This is a genomic window from Mycolicibacterium arseniciresistens (assembly GCF_030519285.1).
Classification (GTDB): Bacteria; Actinomycetota; Actinomycetes; order Mycobacteriales; family Mycobacteriaceae; genus Mycobacterium; species Mycobacterium arseniciresistens.
In genome coordinates, this window is the sequence record NZ_JAUMSQ010000098.1 from 1 (window position 1) to 20,894 (window position 20,894).

18 protein-coding genes and 1 pseudogene are annotated in these 20,894 nt (G+C 69.1%); 10 read left to right on the forward strand and 9 right to left on the reverse strand.

Annotation, left to right across the window (positions count from 1 at the left end):
* Window positions 1-416: C40 family peptidase (locus Q2100_RS14485; RefSeq protein WP_302914632.1), on the forward strand; the 416-nt coding region annotated here is incomplete at its 5' end.
* Between the two features lie 19 nt (window positions 417-435).
* Here Q2100_RS14485 and Q2100_RS14490 read toward each other — a convergent pair.
* The 3 genes from Q2100_RS14490 to Q2100_RS14500 all read right to left on the reverse strand — a co-directional run bounded on the left by Q2100_RS14490 (window position 436) and on the right by Q2100_RS14500 (window position 7,192).
* On the reverse strand, window positions 436-2,016 hold the full coding sequence (locus tag Q2100_RS14490) for a GTPase (protein ID WP_302914633.1): 1,581 nt from the start codon (window positions 2,014-2,016) through the stop codon (window positions 436-438).
* The gene (locus tag Q2100_RS14495) at window positions 2,013-3,680 is read right to left on the reverse strand and encodes a GTPase family protein (protein ID WP_302914634.1); all 1,668 of its coding nucleotides are present in this window, start codon (window positions 3,678-3,680) and stop codon (window positions 2,013-2,015) included. Before Q2100_RS14495 ends, Q2100_RS14490 begins: the two co-directional genes overlap by 4 nt.
* Before the next feature lie 194 nt (window positions 3,681-3,874).
* The gene (locus Q2100_RS14500; RefSeq protein WP_407667628.1) at window positions 3,875-7,192 is read right to left on the reverse strand and encodes a LuxR C-terminal-related transcriptional regulator; all 3,318 of its coding nucleotides are present in this window, start codon (window positions 7,190-7,192) and stop codon (window positions 3,875-3,877) included.
* A gap of 159 nt (window positions 7,193-7,351) precedes the next feature.
* Between Q2100_RS14500 and Q2100_RS14505 the strand changes: the two genes are divergently transcribed.
* A complete protein-coding gene (locus tag Q2100_RS14505) occupies window positions 7,352-8,200 on the forward strand; it encodes a maleylpyruvate isomerase N-terminal domain-containing protein (RefSeq protein ID WP_302914635.1) in 849 nt (282 codons plus the stop codon).
* Between the two features lie 23 nt (window positions 8,201-8,223).
* On the opposite strand, the pseudogene Q2100_RS14510 reads toward Q2100_RS14505, so the two are convergent.
* Window positions 8,224-8,672 (reverse strand): annotated as a pseudogene (locus tag Q2100_RS14510) (SRPBCC family protein).
* A gap of 80 nt (window positions 8,673-8,752) precedes the next feature.
* On the opposite strand from Q2100_RS14510, the gene Q2100_RS14515 reads away from it, so the two are divergent.
* Genes Q2100_RS14515 through Q2100_RS14525 form a run of 3 tightly spaced genes read left to right on the forward strand, consistent with a single transcriptional unit; the run spans window position 8,753 to window position 11,087 of the window.
* A complete protein-coding gene (locus Q2100_RS14515) occupies window positions 8,753-8,983 on the forward strand; it encodes a hypothetical protein (protein WP_302914636.1) in 231 nt (76 codons plus the stop codon).
* Window positions 8,947-10,224 carry a protein export chaperone SatS gene (gene satS, locus Q2100_RS14520; protein WP_302914637.1) on the forward strand — a complete coding sequence of 426 codons (1,278 nt, stop codon included), beginning with the start codon at window positions 8,947-8,949 and terminating at the stop codon, window positions 10,222-10,224. Before Q2100_RS14515 ends, satS begins: the two co-directional genes overlap by 37 nt.
* Window positions 10,225-10,235: 11 nt before the next feature.
* Window positions 10,236-11,087, forward strand: coding sequence for an alpha/beta fold hydrolase (locus Q2100_RS14525; protein ID WP_302914638.1), 852 nt, complete (start codon window positions 10,236-10,238; stop codon window positions 11,085-11,087).
* Here Q2100_RS14525 and Q2100_RS14530 read toward each other — a convergent pair.
* Genes Q2100_RS14530 through Q2100_RS14540 form a run of 3 tightly spaced genes read right to left on the reverse strand, consistent with a single transcriptional unit; the run spans window position 11,084 to window position 13,906 of the window.
* Window positions 11,084-12,184 (reverse strand): adenosine deaminase, encoded by a 1,101-nt coding sequence (locus Q2100_RS14530; protein ID WP_302914639.1) that lies wholly within the window; start codon window positions 12,182-12,184, stop codon window positions 11,084-11,086. The two genes, Q2100_RS14525 and Q2100_RS14530, sit on opposite strands and share 4 nt — an antisense overlap.
* A 19-nt stretch (window positions 12,185-12,203) precedes the next feature.
* Entirely contained in the window at window positions 12,204-13,502 is a 1,299-nt protein-coding gene (locus tag Q2100_RS14535; protein ID WP_302914640.1) for a thymidine phosphorylase, read from the reverse strand.
* Window positions 13,499-13,906, reverse strand: coding sequence for a cytidine deaminase (locus Q2100_RS14540; RefSeq protein ID WP_302914641.1), 408 nt, complete (start codon window positions 13,904-13,906; stop codon window positions 13,499-13,501). Before Q2100_RS14540 ends, Q2100_RS14535 begins: the two co-directional genes overlap by 4 nt.
* Window positions 13,907-14,123: 217 nt before the next feature.
* On the opposite strand from Q2100_RS14540, the gene sdhC reads away from it, so the two are divergent.
* The 4 genes from sdhC (at window position 14,124) to Q2100_RS14560 (ending at window position 17,581) form a co-directional block, all read left to right on the forward strand.
* A complete protein-coding gene (gene sdhC / locus Q2100_RS14545) occupies window positions 14,124-14,552 on the forward strand; it encodes a succinate dehydrogenase, cytochrome b556 subunit (RefSeq protein ID WP_264012944.1) in 429 nt (142 codons plus the stop codon).
* Between the two features lie 65 nt (window positions 14,553-14,617).
* Window positions 14,618-15,037, forward strand: coding sequence for a succinate dehydrogenase hydrophobic membrane anchor subunit (locus Q2100_RS14550; protein WP_264012955.1), 420 nt, complete (start codon window positions 14,618-14,620; stop codon window positions 15,035-15,037).
* 13 nt (window positions 15,038-15,050) lie between these two features.
* Window positions 15,051-16,805: a succinate dehydrogenase flavoprotein subunit gene (sdhA, locus tag Q2100_RS14555; protein WP_302914642.1), complete on the forward strand. Its 1,755-nt coding sequence runs from the start codon at window positions 15,051-15,053 to the stop codon at window positions 16,803-16,805.
* Entirely contained in the window at window positions 16,805-17,581 is a 777-nt protein-coding gene (locus tag Q2100_RS14560) for a succinate dehydrogenase iron-sulfur subunit (protein ID WP_264012942.1), read from the forward strand. Before sdhA ends, Q2100_RS14560 begins: the two co-directional genes overlap by 1 nt.
* 58 nt (window positions 17,582-17,639) lie before the next feature.
* Here Q2100_RS14560 and Q2100_RS14565 read toward each other — a convergent pair whose 3' ends face one another.
* Entirely contained in the window at window positions 17,640-18,905 is a 1,266-nt protein-coding gene (locus tag Q2100_RS14565; RefSeq protein ID WP_302914643.1) for a glycosyltransferase, read from the reverse strand.
* 143 nt (window positions 18,906-19,048) lie between these two features.
* On the opposite strand from Q2100_RS14565, the gene Q2100_RS14570 reads away from it, so the two are divergent.
* Window positions 19,049-19,615 (forward strand): TetR family transcriptional regulator, encoded by a 567-nt coding sequence (locus tag Q2100_RS14570; RefSeq protein WP_302914644.1) that lies wholly within the window; start codon window positions 19,049-19,051, stop codon window positions 19,613-19,615.
* A 78-nt stretch (window positions 19,616-19,693) separates the two neighbouring features.
* On the opposite strand, the gene Q2100_RS14575 is transcribed toward Q2100_RS14570, so the two are convergent.
* A complete protein-coding gene (locus Q2100_RS14575; RefSeq protein WP_264012941.1) occupies window positions 19,694-20,842 on the reverse strand; it encodes an AI-2E family transporter in 1,149 nt (382 codons plus the stop codon).
* Between the last annotated feature and the right edge of the window lie 52 nt (window positions 20,843-20,894).

The window sequence follows — 20,894 nt, forward strand, 5'->3', positions numbered from 1 at the left end:
CGGACGCCCGGTCCTTCGGCGAGGGAGCGGCGGTGCGGTTGCCCGACGGCAGTACCGCGATGGCGCCGAACAAGGTGGCCGCGGACGCGGTGCGCCACGCGCTGACCCAGCTCGGCGTGCCCTACGACTGGGGCGGGACGACGCCGGGGGTCGGCCTGGACTGCAGCGGCCTCACCCAGTGGGCGTACGGGCAGGCGGGGCTGGACATCCCGCGGTTGGCCCAGGAACAGGACATCGGCGCGGCCGTCGACGCCGGTTCACTGCTGCCCGGAGACCTGGCGGTCTGGGACGGTCACGTGGCAATGGTGGTCGGCGACGGCACGATGATCGAGGCAGGTGACCCCGTGCAGTTGTCGGCGATCCGAACCACCAACGCGGGTCAGGGTTTTCAAGGCTTCTGGCGGCCGACGGCGTGAGCATCGGCAAATGGAGCCGTCAACGGTTGAGCCGGTGCACCGCCGCGGACAGCTCGCCGTACAGAGACGACTCTGCCCGCAGCGGAGAGAGGACGAACTCCTCGCCCACCGCCTCGACCCGTCGGCTCAATTCGGCGGTCGCGCGCCGTCTGCGACGGGCCGCCCCAACGGCCACGAAAGGTCTGATCAGTACTCGGAGCGCCAATCCCGACGCGAGTCCTCCGACGAGCAGCACCGTCGGCCATGCGAACGGCCCGAGTGAGGGCGCGTCGAGACCGATCTGCAGGTACGCCAGTACTGCGAGCAGCCCGAGCCACACGCCGCCCGCGACTGCAGCAGCGAGTAGCGCCCATTGGACCGCCCCGACCAGACGCCACCACCGCGGTGGCCGATTCGTCCCGAGGTCCGCACCGCCGACCGCCCGGTCCAGTGCATCGGGCACCGCCCCGGCTCGTGACTTCGCCGCTTCGAGCAGCATTCGCGGCCAGGGCGCCGGCAGCCCGCTCGACGCGGTGTCGGCAAGCGAGCGGACGGCGCTGTCCACTCCCGCCCGCGATGCCGCGGAAGCCGAGGGCAACGAAGTCCGGCGAAGGACTTCGTCCCCCGTGCTGGACTGACCTATTCCCAATCGGCGCAACGGATCTGGTCGCAGGTGCTGCATCCACCGCAGCGGCGGCCAGCCAACCGCCGCGAGACCCCGCCGCTCATAGGCGCGGCCGACGGCACCGACCACGGCGGGAACCCCTGCGGCCCCGGCGAGGGTGCTCTGCAGCCGTCGCTCCGCGTCCCGCAGGGCCGGCACCGATCGGGGCGGCGGCACCAGCGGCGCGAGCCGTGCTGCCGCCGTGTCCAGATCCGCGCTCACCCGCGCCGTTCGCGCCTTGTGGTTCGCCACGGTCGCGACGAGGAATTCTCGCAACGGCGCGGCCCCATCCGGTGTCACCGCTGACGTCGCGAGCACCGGCACGCCGCCCAGCCCGTCCTCGGCCAGCAGGCGGTCGAGGTCTCGCACACAAGCAGCCACGTCGGCAGCGGGCAGCCGGTCCGACTGGTTGAGGGCCACCACCATCACGTCACGGTGTGCGGCCAGCGGGCGCAGGTAATCGTCGTGCAGAACTGCGTCGGCGTACTTCTGCGGGTCCAGTACCCAGATGAAGGCGTCGACGAGGCGGACCAGCCGATCCACTTCGGCCCGATGTGACACTTCGGTGGAGTCATGGTCGGGCAGGTCGAGCAGCACCAACCCTGAGAGCTCCGGAGCAGCTGACGCGTCGCCGTGCTGCCGGGACCGGATCTCCAGCCAGTCCAGCAGTTCCGTGGCGCCGTCGGGGCCGAAGACAACAGCCTGGGTGGCGGAAGTGGTCGGCCGCCGGACACCGACCTCGGCAAGCGAGGCCCCGGCGACGACGTTGAACAACGAGGACTTTCCGCTCCCGGTCGCTCCGGCCAGCGCGATGACGGTGTACTCACCCGACAACCGCAGCCGGCTGCCCGCCCGCTGGTCCAGGTCGCGCAGATCCCTCAGGACTTCGTCGGGCAGCCGGCCGGTTCCGAGGGCCACCACCGACGACAGCGCCGCCAGCCGATCGACGAGCGTCACTGCAGCACCCTCGCGACGCGATCGGCGGCCGCTCGCAGTTCGTCACCCGACACCAGTGCCGACGCGGCACCCAGCACGTCGCCATATCGGGCGGCGTCCTGGCGCAGGAGGCCGTCGACTCGGGCCAGTAGTTCGTCACGGGCCTGTCGGGCCAGCCCGCGGACGGCCTGCTCACCGAAGATCGCCTCGAGCACCTTCTGGCTCGCCACTGTGGTGCCTCCGGCCACCGCGATCTCGGCGCCGGTCAGTCCGGCCGTCTGGCTGAAGACCGCGAGCATGACGACCAGACCGGCACCGTTGACGCCGTACGACGCCAATCGCGCCCCCGACCGCTTCGACGCGCCTTCGGTACGGACCAGCTCGAGCACGTATTCCTGCCAGTCACGGACCAGCCGTTCGACGGCCTCACCGAGCCCGGGGGCCGGCCGGGCCAGCTCGTCGGTCAGTAGCGGTGCACCGGCCTGGTGCCGCGCCCAGCAGCCGTAGGACAACTCAGCAGCCTCTTCGACTGCGGCCCGGATCACGGTCGCGATGCCGGTCTCCAACGCCTCGCCGAGCTCCTCGATCGGAGTGGACCGCCCGGTGACCGCCGCCACCACCCGGTCGCGGACCCGCCCCACCCGCGACTCCAACTTGCGTAGGAACTCGCCCGTGCCGACCACGTCCTGCCAGCGAGCCAGCACCTCGCCGCGCAGCAGCGCGCCGTCGCGAACCGCCTCGTCCACCCTCGCAAGCGCGCTGCTGTACGCCGAGGACACGCACGACTCCAGCTGCGCGCGCACCGCGAACTGTCCGTCGGCCGCATCGGCCAGCGCGTACGTCCGTGGCGGCAGGCTGCGCAGCGCACCGTCGAGCGTGTAGCGCACCACCGCCGCCCGCTGCTCCGAGTCGGCCGTCAAACTGGCCAGCCACGAGCCGATGGGTGCGGTCGCCTTGTCACGCAACCGCCCGGCGCGTAAGCCCTGCTCGGCGATCACGAACAGCGGCGCGTCACCCAAACCGTTTGCTGCCAGCATGTCCGACAGGTGCGCGGCCACGTCCCTGATCGCCTCCTGCGGGCAACGATTGAGCACTATGGCGATTGCGGTGCCACGGTCGCGGGCAGTGTGAAGCATCTGCCACGGCACCGCGTCGGCGTATCGGGCGGCGGTCGTCAGGAAGATCCACAGATCGGCGGCAGCCAGCAGTGTGGCCGCAAGCTCGCGGTTGGTGCTGACGACGCTGTCGATGTCAGGGGCGTCGAGCAGCGCGAGGCCGGGCCCGATGCCCGGGTGCGGCGCGAGGCGCAGGCCGTCCGGCCCGGACGAGCGTGGCAATTGCGGCAGGATCCGGTCATCGGTGAACCAGGCCAGGTCTGACGGGTGACACACGATCACTGGGCCTCGGGTGGTTGGCCGCAGCACACCGGCCTGGCTCACATCGTCGCCGACCAGCGAGTTGATCAGCGTCGACTTCCCGGCGCCCGTGGACCCGCCGACCACCGCCAACAGCGGGGCGTCGATGGTGCGCAGCCGGGGGATCAGGTAGTCGGCCAGCTGCCCGGCCAGCTCCCGGCGGTCGGTTTCCGCCGGCCATGCCGACGGCGCCGGCAGCGGAAACGTCGTCCGCCCCAGCACTGCGCCCAGAGCAGCCACCGCGTCGATGAGGTCGACGGCTCCCGTCATCGCTTCAGCCTGCCCTAGATGCGTCGCGAAGGCGGGTTGGTTCGCGCCGAAAGGGTGCGCCGCTGTCATGTCATCACCTGGCCCACGCACCGGGAGGAGCCGGCATCCAGAGGTCGGTCGAATTGCACCCTGTTGACCGCCCGCTGAGGCGGGCGACCCGGTGCAGCTGTCGGCGATCCAGATGCCGACATTGGTCAGCCGTGCCGGGCGGCTTCCTGCGCGAGTTGTACGCGTGAGGCGAGTCCGAGTTTGGCGTAGACGTGGGTGAGGTGTGTTTGCACGGTGCGGGGCGAGATGAAGAGCCTTCTCGCGATGTCATTGTTGGCGAGCCCTTCGCTGACCAGTCGTACGACATCGCGCTCGGTGGGGGTCAGTGAGGCCCAGCCGCTGCTGGGGCGTTTGCGTTCGCCACGACGGCGCCGGGCGTAGGCGACCGCTTCTTCGGTCGACAGCGCGGCGCCCTCGGCCCATGCCGATTCAAGGTCCTGCTCATCCAGTTGGTCGCGAAGCACCGCCGACGACAGCTCGAAGAAGACGTCGAAGATCTTGAAGCGGACGAGGCCCCCACGTTGCCGGATACCGTCTGCGGCGCCGAACAGCCGCGCCGCCTCGCGGTGACTGCCTGCGCCGACGGCGAGTGCGGCAAGGCACTCGAGAGTGTCAGGAACCACGCCGAACGCCCCACAACCAGCGGCGGTCGCAAGCGCATCGTGGGCGTCGCGGCCGGCCTGCTCGGGGTCGCCCTGCACGATGGCAACGCCGGCCCGTGTGGTCAGCGCCAGCGACAGGTGAAAGCCGCTCGTCGCCGCGACCGCGTCATCGGCCAAACGCCGGGCCGCGGTCAGTTCCCCTCGCGCGAAAGGCGCCTGTGCCGCGTAGGCAATCCAGATGGCAGCCAATTTGGGCTGAAGGCTCAGATGGGGTAGGCCCGCCGCGATCGCATCGTCCGCCGCGGCGACGTCGCCCGCGGCGAGCATCGCGGCAGTGACGCCGACGTACGCCAGACCCGGGAAGTACCCGCCGAGCCCCGCCGCGACCTCGACGGACGCGGAGGCGGACTCCCGTGCCGCAACCAGCTCCCCATGCCAGGCGAGCATGAGTGCCTGCATGAAAAGGGCACAGCATTGCCAGTACACGTCGTCGGCCGTCTCGGCGTCGGTGACCACCTCGCCCAACTGTGCGACGGCGCCGGCGACGTCACCGGTCATCCCCTGCGCCACAGCGAGACACCAACGGCACGCATGCGAGGAGAACGTGTCACCGATGGCGGCGGCGACATCGCGTCCTTCTTCGGCGGCCGCGCGTATCGCGACCGGATCACCCTCCATGGTCAGGCCGAACGCCTGCCAGCCCAGAATCTGACTGAGCCGCCAGCCGTCACCCGTCGCGCGAGCCAGAGCGATCGCCTCGGCGAAGTACGGCTCGGCAATCTCGCGGTCATAGACCGCGATGCCGGCGCAGGCACTCAGGACCCGGAGCAACAAGACCGGGTCGTCGACTTCCTTCGCGATCGCGAGGCCCCGCAGGACATCCTCCATGCTGTCGGTGGCACCCATGTGCGCGTTGAGCGAAGCCTTGTCGGCGAGGGCTCGCGCGCGTACCGCCGGCGCCACCGATTCAGGATCTCCGTTTCGGTCGCTGAGGGCGGCGTCGAACCAGGTCAACCCTTCCCGAATGCGGCCCCGTGCAAGCCACAGTGGCTGCAGTGACGACGCCAGCCGCGACGCGAGTTCCAGATCGGCGTTCTCGCAGCTCCACGCAAACGCAGCCCGCAGGTTGTCGATCTCGGTGTCGACCTGCTCGAGACGCCGCTCATGGCCGGTGCCGGCCGGGGTGTCGAGCCCGGCCGCCATGGCGGTGTAGTAGTCGCGGTGACGGGTCCGAACATTGTGGGCCTGGCCGGACTCGCCGAGTTTCTCGAGCGCGTACTGCCGAACCGTCTCCAACAGCCGGAATCGCGTTCGGCCACTCGTGCTTTCGGCCACCACCAGGGACTTGTCGACGAGCAGCGTGAGGAGGTCGAGGATCTGAAAGCGTTCCACGGTGGCGCCACCGGCGACCATCTCCGCGGCGTCGAGGTCGAACCCGCCGACAAACACCGCCAGCCGAGCGAACGCCACCCGTTCGGGCTCAGTCAACAGCGCATGCGACCAATCCACCGAGGCGCGCAGGGTCTGCTGGCGGCGCACCGCGGTGCGTGCGCCCCCGGTCAGCAGCCGGAAGCGGTCATGCAGGCTGTCTCGGATCTCGATCAGCGACATGACGCGCACTCGCGCCGCGGCCAGCTCGATCGCGAGCGGCACGCCGTCGAGGCGGCGGCAGATCTCGACCGCTATGCCGGCGACGTCGTCGGTGAGTCGGAAATCGGGGCGGACCCGTTGCGCACGGTCGGCGAACAACTCGATTGCCTCGTCAGCCAGCGAAAGCGACGGGACCCGCCAACTCACCTCGCCGGCCACCCCGAGCGGCTCACGACTGGTCGCCATGATCGTCGCTGCAGCGCAATGGCCCTGGACGCCGGCCACCAACGCCGCGCAAGCGTTCAGCAAGTGCTCACAGTTGTCCAGCACCAGCAGAATCCGGCGGTTTCCCACGAATCGCAGCAGCACATCCATCGTGGAGCTGCCTTGCTGGTCGGGCAGGCCAAACGCGCGGGTGACCGCGACCGGCACCAGGTCAGGGTCGGCGATCGGTGCCAGATCGATCAACCACACCCCGCCGTCGAATCCACCAGCGGCTCCGGCTGCCACCTGTACCGCCAGCCGCGTTTTGCCGACACCGCCTGCTCCGGTGAGCGTCACGAGCCGGTGTTCGGCCAGGATGTGCCGCACTTCGCTGATCGCGGCTTCACGGCCCACGAAACTCGTGAACTGCACCGGCAGATGCTGCGCCACAACGGTTCCCGGAGCTCGCAACGGCGGGAAATCGTTGCGGAGATCGGGATGGCACAGCTGCACCACGCGTTCGAGGCGGGGCAGATCACGCAGCTGATGCGACCCGAGGTCGGTCAGCCAAGCATCGGCCGGCAGCCGATCATGCACCAGATCTTCGGTGATGCCCGACAGCACGGTCTGCCCGCCGTGGGCCAGATCGCGCAGCCGTGCGGTCCGGTTGATCGTCGTACCGATGTAGTTGCCCTCGTCGCGCAGCAGCACCTCCCCGGTGTGCAGGCCGATGCGCAGCCTGATCGGGGCCAGCGGCGCCCGCTGCAACTCCACGGCGCACGCCACCGCATCGCTGGCCCGCGCGAACGCGACCACGAAGCTGTCGCCCTCGCCCTGTTCGACCGGCCGCACACCGCGATGAGCGGCGATGACATCGCACACCACGCGGTCGAGCCGTGCAACAGCGGCCGTCATCTCATCGGGTTGGGTCTGCCATAGCCGTGTCGAGCCCTCCACGTCGGCCAGCAACAAGGTCACTGTGCCGGTCGGAAGCTCACTCACGCCCAGGTCGCTCCAGTTCAGAGGCGTGTCCGCCCGTCGCTCGATTCCGCTCATGCTAGCCAGCATGAGGCGGCCGAGCACTGCGAACATCAGCGGAAACGCGTAGTTCGCCCGCCGCGCACCGCGGATCTGCGACCACCGAGCCCCGGCATCTACGTGTTCTGACCGACGCTCTCGCACGGTCGACGTCCGATAGTCGACTCACACCGACCTGAGGAGAGCAGCATGAACATCCACGCCGAGCCAGTAGTGGCACTGGATCGGGCAGCCGCCCGAGCGGCGATCAGCGCGGCGGCCGAGCGATTCGCCGCGGTGTTGCGAGAGACCGACGACATCAGGTGCCCCGCGGCGGGAACCGACTGGACGGTCGCCGAGACCGCGGCCCACGTGTCCGTCGTGCTAGCCGGGTTCAGCGCGGCGGTCGCCGGAGAGATGCTTGCGCTGACCCCGGAGCAATATCTCGATGCGGACTTCCCCACCCGGCTGGCGGCCGTCAACCGCGCCACCATAGCCATGGTCGACCGCGTCGACGCCTGTCGACTGGCGCAGTCGATCACCGATAATGCTCACCGGTTGTTGGAGCTGCTGGAGGCGGCCGATCCACAGCTGAAATGCCAGACACCGTGGTACGGCCCGGGCCGGACCCGAAACCCGGACTGTCTCACCGCCCTCGCGCTGGGCGAACTGACAGTGCACGGATATGACATGGCGACCGGGATGGGCCGGCCGTGGCCGATCTCCGCCGAGCACGCCAGGCTGATCGTGGGCACGGTGTGCCCCGAGATGTCGCCCCTGGTCGTGCGGCCCGAGGCGGCCCGCCGTGCGCCGCTGACGTACGAGATCCGGCTTCGCGGCGGCCCCCGCTACGCCATTAGGGTCGCCGACGGTACGGCGGAGGTGCGTGCCGCCGGTGGGCGGGTGGACTGTGTGATTTCTGCGGACCCGGTGACCTATCTGCTTGTCGTCTACGGACGGATGCCGCTCCGCGTCGCGCTGCTCCGAGGTGGGATTTCAGCGGCGGGCCGCCGTCCGTGGCTCGCACTGCGGTTCCAGAGTCTGTTCTTCAATCCGTGACGGCCTCACCCAGCCGATGGCGATCAGGCCTCGACGACGACCTTCATGCGTTCCAGGGTGGTGCGCATGTCGCGGAGATTGCGGCGCTTGCGAGGGAACCCGAGGAACTCGATCGGCCGCAGGAACCGCGATTCGATCGTCCGGAACGACTCGGTCACGTCGGTCCCGTCGCCGTTCGGCGCGAAGGCGTAGTGCCAGTTGTTGACCGCCCGGTCACCGGCAGCACGGCGAAACTGAACTCGCGACCGGGTTCGCACGCCGTCACCCGGCAGGTCGCCCAGTAGACGGGGCCGATCTCGTTGCGCTTGACGTGGCCACGGAACCGGGCACCGACTGCCGGGCCGTCGGCGCCGTCGAGCCATTCGGCCTCGAACACCTCCGGCGAGAACCGCCCGGTGTTGCGGACGTCGGCCACCAGACTCCAGATGTCCATCGCGGGCGCCTTCATGTGGACCGTCACAGCTACGCGCATCGCCGAGACTAGTTGTCCGATCAGGACGGGGTCGGCGGCAGGACACGGAACCTGACGGTTTCACCGGCCGTCTGAACGGCATGGACGACTTCGAGGCGACGATGGCCCGGGCACGGGCGCACGCCGCAATGCTCGACGGTGCCGTCGAGGCACTCTGCGGCGCCGCGCGGACGGAGGACGTGACCCGCCTGCTCGACGCTCTGCGCGCCGACCTCGATCGCTTACCCGGCACGAGCCTCACGACCCGCCAGGGCACGTCGTTAGGCTGTGCCGCATGGCTGCTGACATCGTGCCGGTTCGGCTCGGGCTGACCAAGGGCGATCTGTACACACTGTGGGCTCCTCGCTGGCGGGACGCCGGCGACGAATGGGAGGCGTTCCTCGGTGCGGGCGACGATCTCTATGCCTTCGAGTCGGTGGCCGACCTGGTCGCCTTCGTGCGGACGAACACCGAGAACGACCTGACCGATCACCCGGCCTGGACGAAGCTCACCGAGGCCAACGCGCACCGGTTCACACCCGCCGATGACCGCACGCACGACATCGTCGGCGTGCCCGAGGTCGTCGCCGACAAGCCGACCGAGGAGTCGGTGAAGGCACTGCACGCCACGCTGGCGCTGGTGTCGTCGATCGGCTCGGTGTGCGACATGCCCGCGGTCACCAAGTTCTTCAACGGCAACCCGGTGGTGGGTTCCCTCGGCGGCGGCGCCGAGGCGTTCAGCGGCCGGGCCGGACGCAAGCGGTGGGGCGAGATCGAGGCCGCGGTCGGGCGCAGCTGGGACGGCGTCCTCGACGCGATCGACGAGATCGTCACCATCCCCGACGTCGACTCCGCGGCCGCCGAGAAAGCCGGGGCCGAGCTGCTCGAGCCCGCGCCCGAGGTGGAGGAGGAGGACGCCGCGGCGTCGGTCGAGACCGCCGACGACGACACCGATGACGACGAGGCCGAGGTCGAGGAGACCAAAGCACTCGAGGACCAGGCCGGCGGTCTGGTGCTCGGCAGTGACGACGATTTCTGGCTCAAGGTCGGCATCGACCCGGTCCGGCTGATGACCCGGTCGGGCACGTTCTTCACGCTGCGCTGCTACCTCGACGACGAGCCGGTGTTCCTCGGCCGCAACGGCCGGATCAGCGTGTTCGGCTCCGAGCGGTCGCTGGCCCGCTACCTGGCCGACGAGCACGACCACGACCTGTCCGATCTGGCCACGTACGACGACATCCGCACCGCCGCCACCGACGGCTCGCTGGAGGTCGTGGTCAGCGACGAGAACGTCTACGTCCTGAGCGGGATCGCCGACGACATCGCCGACGGACCCGACAGCCTGGACCGCGAACAGCTCGAGCTGGCCGTCGAACTGCTGCGTGACGTCAGCCAGTACGCGGAGGACACCACCGTCGAGGAGAAGCTCGGGCCGGGTCAGCCGCTCGGCAAGGTGATCGCCTTCGCGCTCGACCCCGACTCCGCTGACCGCCCGAAGCCGCCGTACGCCAAGGCCGTGGCGCAGTGGGAGGAGCTGGAGAGTTTCGTCGAGTCGCGGCTGCGCGAGGAGTAGCGGCCCCGGCGATGACTTCCAGGGACGACGCCGGTCTACCCGGTATGACTCCCCTCGCCAACGCCACTGTCCATCGTCTCGACGTTTCCGGCGCCACCCTGCATTACGAGGTGCGCGGCACCGGGCCCGTTGTGCTCGTCGTCGGCTCGCCGATGGCCTCCGCCGAGTTCGCGTCGGTCGCCGACGCGCTGGCGGGCGACCACACCGTCGTCACCTACGACCCGCGCGGCTTCGGTGCGAGCACGATCGCCGATCCGCGGCAGGAATCGACACCGGAACTGCGGGCCGAGGACCTCGTCGCCATCCTCGACGACCTGGGCGTCGCATCGGCGGACGTCGTCGGTTCCAGCGGCGGCGCGGTGACCGGCCTGGCGCTGGCGGCCCGGTACCCGGGCAGGGTGCGAACGCTCATCGCGCACGAGCCGCCGCTGCTCGAGCTGCTGCCCGACGCCGACGCACAACGGACCGCCACCGACGCAATCGTCGCGACCTTCCACTCCGACGGCCCGCAGGCCGCCTGGTACGCGTTCATGGTCAACGCCGGCTTCGACATGTCCGCCGAACCCGGCGACGGCCCCGCCGCCGAATCAGATCCGTCCGAGCAGGAGGCACGCGAGGCCACCCGGTTCTTCGCCCACGAACTGCAGGCCACCACCCGCTACCTGCCCGACATCGAGGCGCTGCGGGCGGCCCGGGTAGTTGTCGGGATCGGCGCCGAATCCGCCCGCCTGGTGACACACCGGACGTCGACGGCGCTAGCGGAGCTGCTCGGCTCGCAGCCGGTGATCTTTCCGGGTGAACACGTCGGGTTCATGAGCCACCCCGTCGAGTTCGCCGCCGCGATCAGCCGCGTCCTCGACTAGCCGACGAGGACCGCGTAGCGCGGCTTGATGACGTCGTCGATGAGCGCCAGCCGCTCGTCGAACGCGATGAACGACGACTTCATCGCGTTGATGGTGAAGCGCAGGAGATCGCTCCAGCCGTAGCCGAATGCCTCGACCAGGCGCAGCATCTCGTCGCTCATCGTGGTGTCGCTCATCAGCCGGTTGTCGGTGTTGACGGTCACCCGGAACCGTGACCGCGCCAGCAGGTCGAACGGGTGCTCGGCGATGCTGTTCACCGCGCCGGTCTGCACGTTGGAGCTGGGGCAGAGTTCGAGTGGAATCCGCTTGTCGCGCAACAGCCCCGCCAACCGGCCCAGCCGCACCGACCCGTCGTCGGCGACGGTGATGTCGTCGACGATCCGCACCCCGTGGCCGAGCCGGTCGGCGCCGCAGAAGGCGATGGCCTCGTGGATCGACGGCAGTCCGAACGCCTCCCCCGCGTGAATGGTGAAGCGCGCGTTGTTCCCCCGCATGTATTCGAACGCGTCGAGGTGACGGGTGGGCGGGTAGCCGGCCTCGGCGCCCGCGATGTCGAATCCCACGACTCCCCTGTCGCGGAAGCGGATCGCCAGCTCGGCGATCTCACGCGACCGGGCCGCGTGGCGCATCGCGGTGACCAGACACCGAACGGTGATCGTCCGGCCCTCCGCGGCGGCCGCCTTCTCACCGTCGGCGAAGCCGGCCAGCACCGCGTCGACGACGGCGTCGAGCGACAACCCACCGTCGATATGCAGTTCGGGCGCGAACCGGACCTCGGCGTACACCACGTTGTCGGCCGCCAGGTCCTCGACGCACTCGAAGGCGACGCGGTGCAGTGCCTCCGGGGTCTGCATCACCCCGACGGTGTGGGCGAACGGCTCGAGGTAGCGCACCAGTGACCCGCTGTGCGCGGCGGTGCGGAAGAAGTTCGCCAGGTCGTCGACGTTGTCGGCGGGCAGGTCGGCGTACCCGTACTGGCCGGCGAGGTCCAGCACGGTGGCGGGCCGCAGGCCGCCGTCGAGATGGTCGTGCAACAGCGCCTTGGGTGCCTGCCGGATGTTGTCGAGCGTCAACGGCAGCGGTCCGGTCGTCGTCATGGCTCCATCTTCCGTCCGGTCAGGTGATTCGGTCGAGGATCAGCGGGCGGTGCGGCGGCGCGGTGTCGCCGACGGCCCAGCCGCCGTCGAGTTCGGCCAGGGCGGGCCCGAGCCGCTCCGGGGTGTCGGTGTACAGCGTGAACAGCGCCTCGCCCGCCGCAACCGGCTCGCCCGGCCTCCGGTGGACGTGGACGCCTGCGCCGAACTGCACCTGCTCCCCCGGCGCCGAACGGCCCGCCCCCAGGCGCCACACCGCCAGGCCCACCGCCATCGCGTCGATGCGGCCCATCGTGCCGCCGCGGGACGCAGTGACGGTCTCGGTGTGCGCGCCCAGCGGCAGCGTCGCCGACAGATCGCCGCCCTGCGCGGCGACCAGGTCGCGGAACCGGTCCATCGCGGTGCCGTCGCGCAGGGTCTCGGCGGGGTCGACACCGTCCAGTCCCGCCGCGTCGAGCATCTCGGCGGCCAGCGCGAGCGTCAGTTCCACGACGTCGTCGGGGCCGCCGCCGGCGAGCACCTCGAGCGACTCGGTGACCTCGACGGCGTTGCCCACGGCGCGGCCGAGCGGCACGTCCATGTCGGTCAGCAGCGCGCGGGTGGCCAGCCCGTGCGCGGTGCCCAGGTCGACCATCGTGCGGGCCAGCGCGCGCGCCTCGTCCTCGGACGGCAGGAACGCACCGGAACCCACCTTGGTGTCGAGCACGAGTGCCCGGGCGCCCTCGGCGATTTTCTTGCTCATCACCGAACTGGCGATCAGCGGCAGCGACTCCGTGGTGCCCGTCACGTCGCGCAGCGCGTAGATCTTGCGGTCGGCCGGCGCGAGGTCGCCGGCGGCGAAGATCGCGGCGCCGAGGTCGCAGAGTTGTTGCCGGATCTGCTCTTTGGACAGTTCGGCGGTGAAGCCGGGGATCGCCTCGAGCTTGTCCAGGGTGCCGCCGGTGTGGCCGAGCCCGCGGCCTGCGGCCTGCGGTACGGCGCCGCCGCAGGCCATCACGACGGGCACCAGCGGAATGGTGATCTTGTCGCCCACCCCGCCGGTGGAGTGCTTGTCCACCAACGCCAATGGCCTGCCGTCGCGGCGCAGCCCGGTGAAGTCGAACCGCTCTCCCGAGGCCACCATGGCCGCAGTCCACCGGGCGATCTCGGCGTCGGTCATCCCGCGCAGGAAGATCGCCATCAGCAGGGCCGCCATCTGTCCGTCATCGACCCGGCCGCGGGTGTAGCCGTCGATCACCCAGTCGATCGCCGCGTCGGAGAGCACGCCGCCGTCCCGCTTGGTTCGGATGACGGTCGGCGCATCGAATGTGAACTGGGTCACGGGGTTTCCCTACGGGCCAGGTCGTCGGGGCCGAACGCGTCGGGCAGCAGCTCGCCCAGCGATCGCGGGCCGCGAGGGTGGTCGATCAGCAGACCCGGTCCGCCGTGCTCGAGCAGCACCTGACGGCAGCGCCCACAGGGCATCAGCACCTCGCCGTCGGGGCCCACACATGACAGCGCGACAAGCCGTCCGCCCCCGCTGGAATGGAGGTCGCAGACCACAGCGCACTCGGCACAGAGACCCAGGCCATATGAGACATTCTCCACATTGCATCCGGCCACCACGCGGTGATCGTCGACCAGCGCCGCCGCACCGACCCGGAAACCCGAATACGGCGCATAGGCATGCGCCGAGACAGAAATTGCCCTGCGGCGCAACGTGTTCCAGTCGATTTCAGCGGTCATGCCGGGCCGTCCGAGCCGTTTCTGAATCCATTCCGAACACCTCGTCCCGTGACCCGAAGTCCCAGATAGGGCACCCTAATTTCACCCCTCTGATCGGGGCATACGGCTCCACGCTAGTTCGTTCGTCAGTACAAAGGGGATTAGAGTCGCCCCGAGGTTTGGGGACCGGATTTCACGGCCGAGCCCCAGGCGTCCACCGATGGCGTTGGAGGGTCACATGAGTACCGCGACATCACCCGATACGGACATAGCCGCGCCGCGGTCACAGCCGGCGAAACGCCGCACCCTGTACCGCGGCGACCCGGGCATGTGGTCGTGGGTGCTGCACCGCATATCGGGCGCGACGATCTTCTTCTTCCTGTTCGTCCACGTGCTCGACACCGCGCTGGTGCGCGTCAGCCCGCAGGCCTACAACGAGATCATCGAGACCTACAAGTCGCCGATCATCGGCCTGATGGAGATCGGCCTGGTCGCCGCGGTGCTCTACCACGCACTCAACGGCATCCGGGTGATCCTGATCGACTTCTGGGCCAAGGGCCCGCGCTATCAGCGGCAGATGCTGTGGGTGGTGGCCGGCGTCTTCCTCACCGTGATGATCGCCTCGCTGGGCGTCATCGGCATGCACATGGCGGAGCGATTCCTGTGAGTCAGCAGAAGAGTGGCGAGAACCCCTACGACCACATCAGCGACCGTGGCGGTATCGCCCCGGTGATGCAGCGCAGCCACGACCGGCCCGCGGGGCTGGACAACCCGCGCGCACCGCGCCGCGCCGGCGGGATGCCGAACTTCGAGAAGTACACCTGGCTGTTCATGCGGTTCTCCGGCATCGTGCTGGTCTTCCTCGCGCTCGGCCACCTCTTCATTATGTTGATGTGGGAGGACGGCGTGTACCGCATCGACTTCAACTACGTCGCCGAACGCTGGTCGTCCCCGTTCTGGCAGACCTGGGACCTGCTGCTGCTGTGGCTGGCGCAACTGCACGGCGGCAACGGCATGCGCACGATCATCGCCGACTACGCCCGCAAGGACTCCACCCGGTTCTGGCTGAACACCGTGCTCGCGTTGTCGATCCTGTTCACGCTGGTGCTCGGCACCTACGTGCTGGTGACGTTCGACGCGAACATCTCATGATCGGGAGCCTCAAATGATCCAGGAACATCGCTACGACGTCGTCATCGTCGGGGCAGGCGGCGCGGGCATGCGCGCGGCGGTCGAGGCCGGTCCGCGGGCCCGCACGGCGGTGCTGACCAAGCTCTACCCGACGCGCAGCCACACCGGGGCCGCGCAGGGCGGCATGTGCGCCGCGCTGGCCAACGTCGAGGACGACAACTGGGAGTGGCACACCTTCGACACCGTCAAGGGCGGCGACTACCTCGCCGACCAGGACGCCGTCGAGATCATGTGCAAGGAAGCCATCGACGCGGTGCTCGACCTCGAGAAGATGGGGATGCCGTTCAACCGCACCCCCGAGGGCCGCATCGACCAGCGCCGGTTCGGCGGCCACACCCGCGACCACGGCAAGGCGCCCGTGCGGCGGGCCTGCTACGCCGCCGACCGCACCGGCCACATGATCCTGCAGACCCTCTATCAGAACTGCGTCAAGCACGACGTCGAGTTCTTCAACGAGTTCTACGCACTCGACATCTCGCTGACCGAGACTCCCGGCGGTCCGGTGGCCAACGCGGTGATCGCCTACGAGCTGGCCACCGGTGACATCCACGTCTTCCACGCCAAGGCGATCGTGTTCGCCACCGGCGGGTCGGGCCGGATGTACAAGACGACGTCCAACGCCCACACCCTCACCGGCGACGGGCTGGGCATCATCTTCCGCAAGGGACTTCCCCTGGAGGACATGGAGTTCCACCAGTTCCACCCGACGGGCCTTGCCGGGCTGGGAATCCTGATCTCCGAGGCGGTGCGCGGCGAGGGCGGCCGACTGCTCAACGGCGAGGGTGAGCGCTTCATGGAGCGCTATGCGCCGACGATCGTCGACCTCGCACCCCGCGACATCGTCGCGCGGTCGATGGTGCTCGAGGTGCTCGAGGGCCGCGGCGCCGGGCCGAACAAGGACTACGTCTACATCGACGTGCGCCACCTCGGCGCCGACGTGCTCGAGGCGAAACTGCCCGACATCACCGAGTTCGCCCGCACCTACCTCGGTGTGGATCCGGTCACCGAACTGGTGCCGGTCTACCCGACCTGTCACTACGTGATGGGCGGCATCCCGACCAACGTCAACGGCCAGGTGCTGCGCGACAACACCAGCGTCATCCCCGGCCTCTACGCGGCAGGCGAGTGTGCGTGCGTCTCGGTGCACGGCGCCAACCGGCTGGGCACCAACTCGCTGCTCGATATCAACGTGTTCGGCCGCCGCGCCGGCATCGCCGCGGCCAACTACGCGGCGGGCCACGACTTCGTCGAGATGCCGGAGAAGCCGGCGGACATGGTCGTCGGCTGGGTGGGCGACATCCTGTCCGAGCACGGCAACGAGCGTGTCGCCGACATCCGCGGGGCACTGCAGCAGTCGATGGACAACAACGCCGCGGTGTTCCGCACCGAGGAGACCCTCAAGCAGGCGCTCACCGACATCCACGGCCTCAAGGAGCGCTACGGCCGGATCACGGTGCAGGACAAGGGCAAGCGCTACAACAGCGATCTCCTCGAGGCCATCGAGCTGGGCTTCCTGCTCGAGCTGGCCGAGGTCACCGTGGTCGGCGCGCTCAACCGCAAGGAGTCCCGCGGCGGCCACGCCCGTGAGGACTACCCGAACCGCGACGACACGAATTACATGCGCCACACCATGGCGTACAAGCAGGGAGAGGATCTGCTCAGCGACATCCGGCTGGACTACAAGCCGGTGGTGCAGACCCGCTACGAGCCGATGGAGCGGAAGTACTGATGAGCGCGCCCGCAATCGAGAAGAACGAAGCCACCACACCGCCCGTGCCGGAGGGTGCGGTGATGGTGACGCTCAAGATCGCCCGCTTCAACCCGGAGGACCCGGACGCCGCCGGCTGGCAGAGCTTCCGGGTGCCCTGCCTGCCGAGTGACCGGCTGCTCAACCTGCTGCACTACGTCAAGTGGTACCTCGACGGCACGCTGACGTTCCGGCGGTCGTGCGCGCACGGCGTCTGCGGCAGCGACGCCATGCGGATCAACGGCGTGAACCGGCTGGCGTGCAAGGTGCTGATGCGCGACATGCTGCCCAAGAAGGCGTCCAAGCAGCTGACCATCACCATCGAGCCGATCCGCGGGCTGCCCGTGGAGAAGGACCTGGTGGTCGACATGGAGCCGTTCTTCGACGCCTACCGCGCCGTCAAGCCGTTCCTGGTGACCAGCGGCAATCCGCCCACCCGCGAGCGCATCCAGAGCCAGACCGACCGCGCCCGCTACGACGACACCACCAAGTGCATCCTGTGCGCCTGCTGCACCACCAGCTGCCCGGTGTTCTGGACCGAGGGCTCGTACTTCGGACCGGCCGCGATCGTCAACGCGCACCGCTTCATCTTCGACAGCCGTGACGAGGCGGCCGCCGAGCGGCTCGACATCCTCAACGAGAAGGACGGGGTGTGGCGTTGCCGCACCACGTTCAACTGCACGGAGTCCTGCCCGCGTGGCATCCAGGTGACCCAGGCGATCCAAGAGGTCAAGCGCGCACTGATGTTCGCCCGCTAGGCATCTCCGCCGAGCGTGAGCTCGTGTGGCAATTCCGGCGGAATTCTCGCGCACTAGCTCACGTTCGGCGCTCCGAACCGATGCTCGTCAGCCTGTCGACCACGGCGGTCAGGCCGTCGAACCCTGGCGCTGCGGCCATGTCGGCAGCAATACGCCTACTGGCTTCGCGATAGCGCGGCTGGGTCAGCACGGCCAAGATGGCGCGCCTCAGGGCCCGTGGGCTGGGACGCTCACTCTTGATGCGCCGTCCGGCGCCGGACCATGCGACACGGGCGCCGACCTCCGGCTTGTCCTCCTTGCCGCCTGTCGCGACGATCGGCACGCCGTAGCGTAAGGCGTACTGGACTCCGCCGTAGCCGCCGTTGGTCACGTAAACGGCTGTGCGGGGCAGCAATTCGTCGTACGGCAGATACGTCGCCGCGCGGGCGTTGGCCGGAAGCGGCGGCAAGGTGTCCAGTGGCCGGCCACCGGTGGTGACGACCACCAGCACATCGTCGTCCGCGAGCGCATGGAGCGTCGGCGCGATGGCCTGCCGGTAATCGATGTTGGCGACCGTGCCCTGGGTGACGTGAATGATGGGACGGGTTCCGTCGACATCGGACCACCAGTCGGGAAGCGCAGCGTGCGACCCGGTCGCCGACAGCGGTCCGGCGAAGTGGAGTTCGGGGGGTGCGTCGCTCAGCGGGTACTCGAACGACGGAACGCTGAACTGAACTATCGCATCGGCTCGGCGTCCCCAATTCGTGAAGGTGCCCGCCATGGGGACGCCGTGGACTTGGCGGTGCAGGTCATCGATCGTCCGGTAGGGCTGTCGCAGGATCCGGCGGGTCACGGCGGCCAGCACGGTGTTTCGCGGTCGGTTCAGGAATCGCGCCGGCGGAAGCCCCAACCCGAAGGGCGCGGTGTCGCGACTGTCGATGCACAGGGGAAGCACCCCGCACATGACGACCGCAGGACGGTCGGGACACCGGTGCGCGAGCAGGAACGCCGCGCCGAGGAACACCGGTTCGGCCAGCACCGCGTCGGCGGGCTGCGCCTTGAGTGCCTCGGCGAGCGCTTCATATTGCGCTTTCGCGGGACGGGCGAAGACATGCTCGACGTCGAAAGCGGTGGATTTCATGCCCTTGAGCGCGGCACGTTCGGGGAAGCTGTCGAGCAACGACTCGTCGTAGTCGGCCTCGACGGGCAGCACCAGAGCCGACGCCCCCGTCGCGGTGATCCTGGCGGCGAATCGCGCGCCGGTGAGGAACCGGACGTCGTCACCTCGCTTGGCGAAATGTCGGGCGACGGCAAGCAGCGGCGTGACGTGACCGTGCGCTGGCACGCTCGCAATGAAGATGGACGACATGGCAGCCCCCTGACTACAGTCATGTAGTATTCATTACTGTGTCACCTAAGTCAATATCTGCGCCCCGCGCTTACCGCTCCGAACTGCGCCAACAGCAGGCCGAGGCGACCCGCGCGCGCGTGCTCGAAGCCGCCGCGGAGTTGTTCGCCGCGGATGGTTACGCGCGCACCACACTCGCGAGGATCGCCGCAGCGGCCGGGGTGTCTGCCGAGACCGTTCAGGGACAGGGCCCGAAAGCCGCGTTGCTGATCGCCGCGATCGAGCACGCGGCCTTCGGCATCTCGGGCGAGGACGACATCCTCAACCTGGAGGTCGGACGGGCGCTCGTCGCCGCCCGAGATCGCGACGAGGCGATCGATATGCTCGTCAGGGCGCATACGCGCGTGCATCAGAGGAGCGCGCGTCTTGCGGAGGCGCTGATCGGGGCCGCGCATGCCGATCCGGAGCTGGACCGCTACCGCCGGAACCTGATAGCGAGCGTGACCCTTCAGCAACGGCGTGTGCTAGAGGCCTATCACGACCGAGGGTGGCTGCGGACCGATGTCCCGTTCGACGAGCTCGTCTTGGGGTTCGCAGCGGTGGGTAGCACCGAGACGTATCTGCGACTGACGGCCTGCGGCTGGGACGTCGACACCTATCAGCGGTGGTGCAGGCGCATGCTGTCCGAGACGGTGTTCGCGCGCTGACCCTCTCCGCCGAGCGTGAGCTTGTTCGTCAATTCCGGCGGAATTCTCGCGCACTAGCTCACGTTCGGCGCTCGAAAGTCAGGACTCAGCAGGCTCGGGTTCCTCTTCCGGCTCGGGTTCGGGTTGCGGTTCGGGCGGGTCCTCGCCGGCCTGCCTGCCGACCTGCTCGCCGTAGTAGCGGATCACCACCGCCACCGTGGCGGCCACCGGCACCGCCAGGAACGCACCGACCACCCCGAACGTCGACGCGCCCAGCGTCACCGCCAGCAGCACGATCACCGCGTGCAGCTTCATCGACTTCGACTGCAACCACGGCTGCAGGACGTTGCCCTCGAACTGCTGCACGGCCAGGATGATGCCCAACACGATGAGCGCGTCGACCGGACCGTTGGAGACCAGGGCGATCAGCACGGCGAGGCCGCCTGCGACGAAGGCGCCGACGATCGGCACGAAGCCGCCGATGAACGTGATGATCGCGAGCGCGTAGGCCAGCGGCACCCCCACGATCACCAGCCCGATCCCGATGAGCACCGCGTCGACGAGGCTCACCAGTGCCTGGGTGCGGATGAATCCGCCCAGGCTCACCCACACGCGTTCCAGGATCTCCGCCAGATGGGGCGCAGCGGGCCTGCCGACGATGCCGCGCAGCCAGGGGACGAAGCGCGGGCCGTCCTTGAGCAGGAAGAAGGTCACCACCAGGGTGGTGAACACGGTCACCAGGGCCGACGTGGCGGCGCCGACGCCGGTGAACACCCCGGACGCGATCTGCGCGCTACTCGAGTTCAGCCGGTCGGTGACGGCGGCGACAGCCGAGTTCAGTTGCGCCTCACTGATGTTCAGCGGCGGCCCACCGAGCCAGTCCTGTATCTTCACCACGCCGGCCGAGGCCTGCTCGGCCAGCTCCGTGGACTGCTCGACGATGGCAGGGGCAACCGCGGCGATCACGCCGGCGATCACGCCCATTGCGATCAGCAGGACCACCGCGACCGCCGCCGCCGGGGGCACGCCCCTGTTGCGCAGCCAGCGCACCGGCGGCCACAGCACGGTGCACACGATCAGGGCCAGCAAGACGGGCAGAAGGACGACCCATGTCTTGCCCACCACCCACGCCAGACCCCACAGCGCCGCGGCCACAGCGACGAGCTGGATCGCGACGACTGCGGTCGATCGCAGGTGCGCCCGGTAGATCGACCCACGGCTTGGCAGCGCCGTCGTGTTGTCAGTCACCCCTGACTTCTACCCGCGATCGGCCGATTCGAGTACTCGATGGCCGAATTCC

Coding starts and splice junctions, on each gene's coding strand:
- Q2100_RS14550 (WP_264012955.1), top strand. CDS start 14,618: ATGCAGCGCAGCCACGACCGGCCCGCGGGGCTGGACAACCCGCGCGCA.
- Q2100_RS14495 (WP_302914634.1), bottom strand. CDS start 3,680: ATGACGGGAGCCGTCGACCTCATCGACGCGGTGGCTGCTCTGGGCGCA.
- sdhC (WP_264012944.1), top strand. CDS start 14,124: ATGAGTACCGCGACATCACCCGATACGGACATAGCCGCGCCGCGGTCA.
- Q2100_RS14530 (WP_302914639.1), bottom strand. CDS start 12,184: ATGACGACGACCGGACCGCTGCCGTTGACGCTCGACAACATCCGGCAG.
- Q2100_RS14540 (WP_302914641.1), bottom strand. CDS start 13,906: ATGACCGCTGAAATCGACTGGAACACGTTGCGCCGCAGGGCAATTTCT.
- Q2100_RS14560 (WP_264012942.1), top strand. CDS start 16,805: ATGAGCGCGCCCGCAATCGAGAAGAACGAAGCCACCACACCGCCCGTG.
- satS (WP_302914637.1), top strand. CDS start 8,947: ATGGCTGCTGACATCGTGCCGGTTCGGCTCGGGCTGACCAAGGGCGAT.
- Q2100_RS14525 (WP_302914638.1), top strand. CDS start 10,236: ATGACTTCCAGGGACGACGCCGGTCTACCCGGTATGACTCCCCTCGCC.
- sdhA (WP_302914642.1), top strand. CDS start 15,051: ATGATCCAGGAACATCGCTACGACGTCGTCATCGTCGGGGCAGGCGGC.
- Q2100_RS14515 (WP_302914636.1), top strand. CDS start 8,753: ATGGACGACTTCGAGGCGACGATGGCCCGGGCACGGGCGCACGCCGCA.
- Q2100_RS14505 (WP_302914635.1), top strand. CDS start 7,352: ATGAACATCCACGCCGAGCCAGTAGTGGCACTGGATCGGGCAGCCGCC.
- Q2100_RS14500 (WP_407667628.1), bottom strand. CDS start 7,192: ATGCTGGCTAGCATGAGCGGAATCGAGCGACGGGCGGACACGCCTCTG.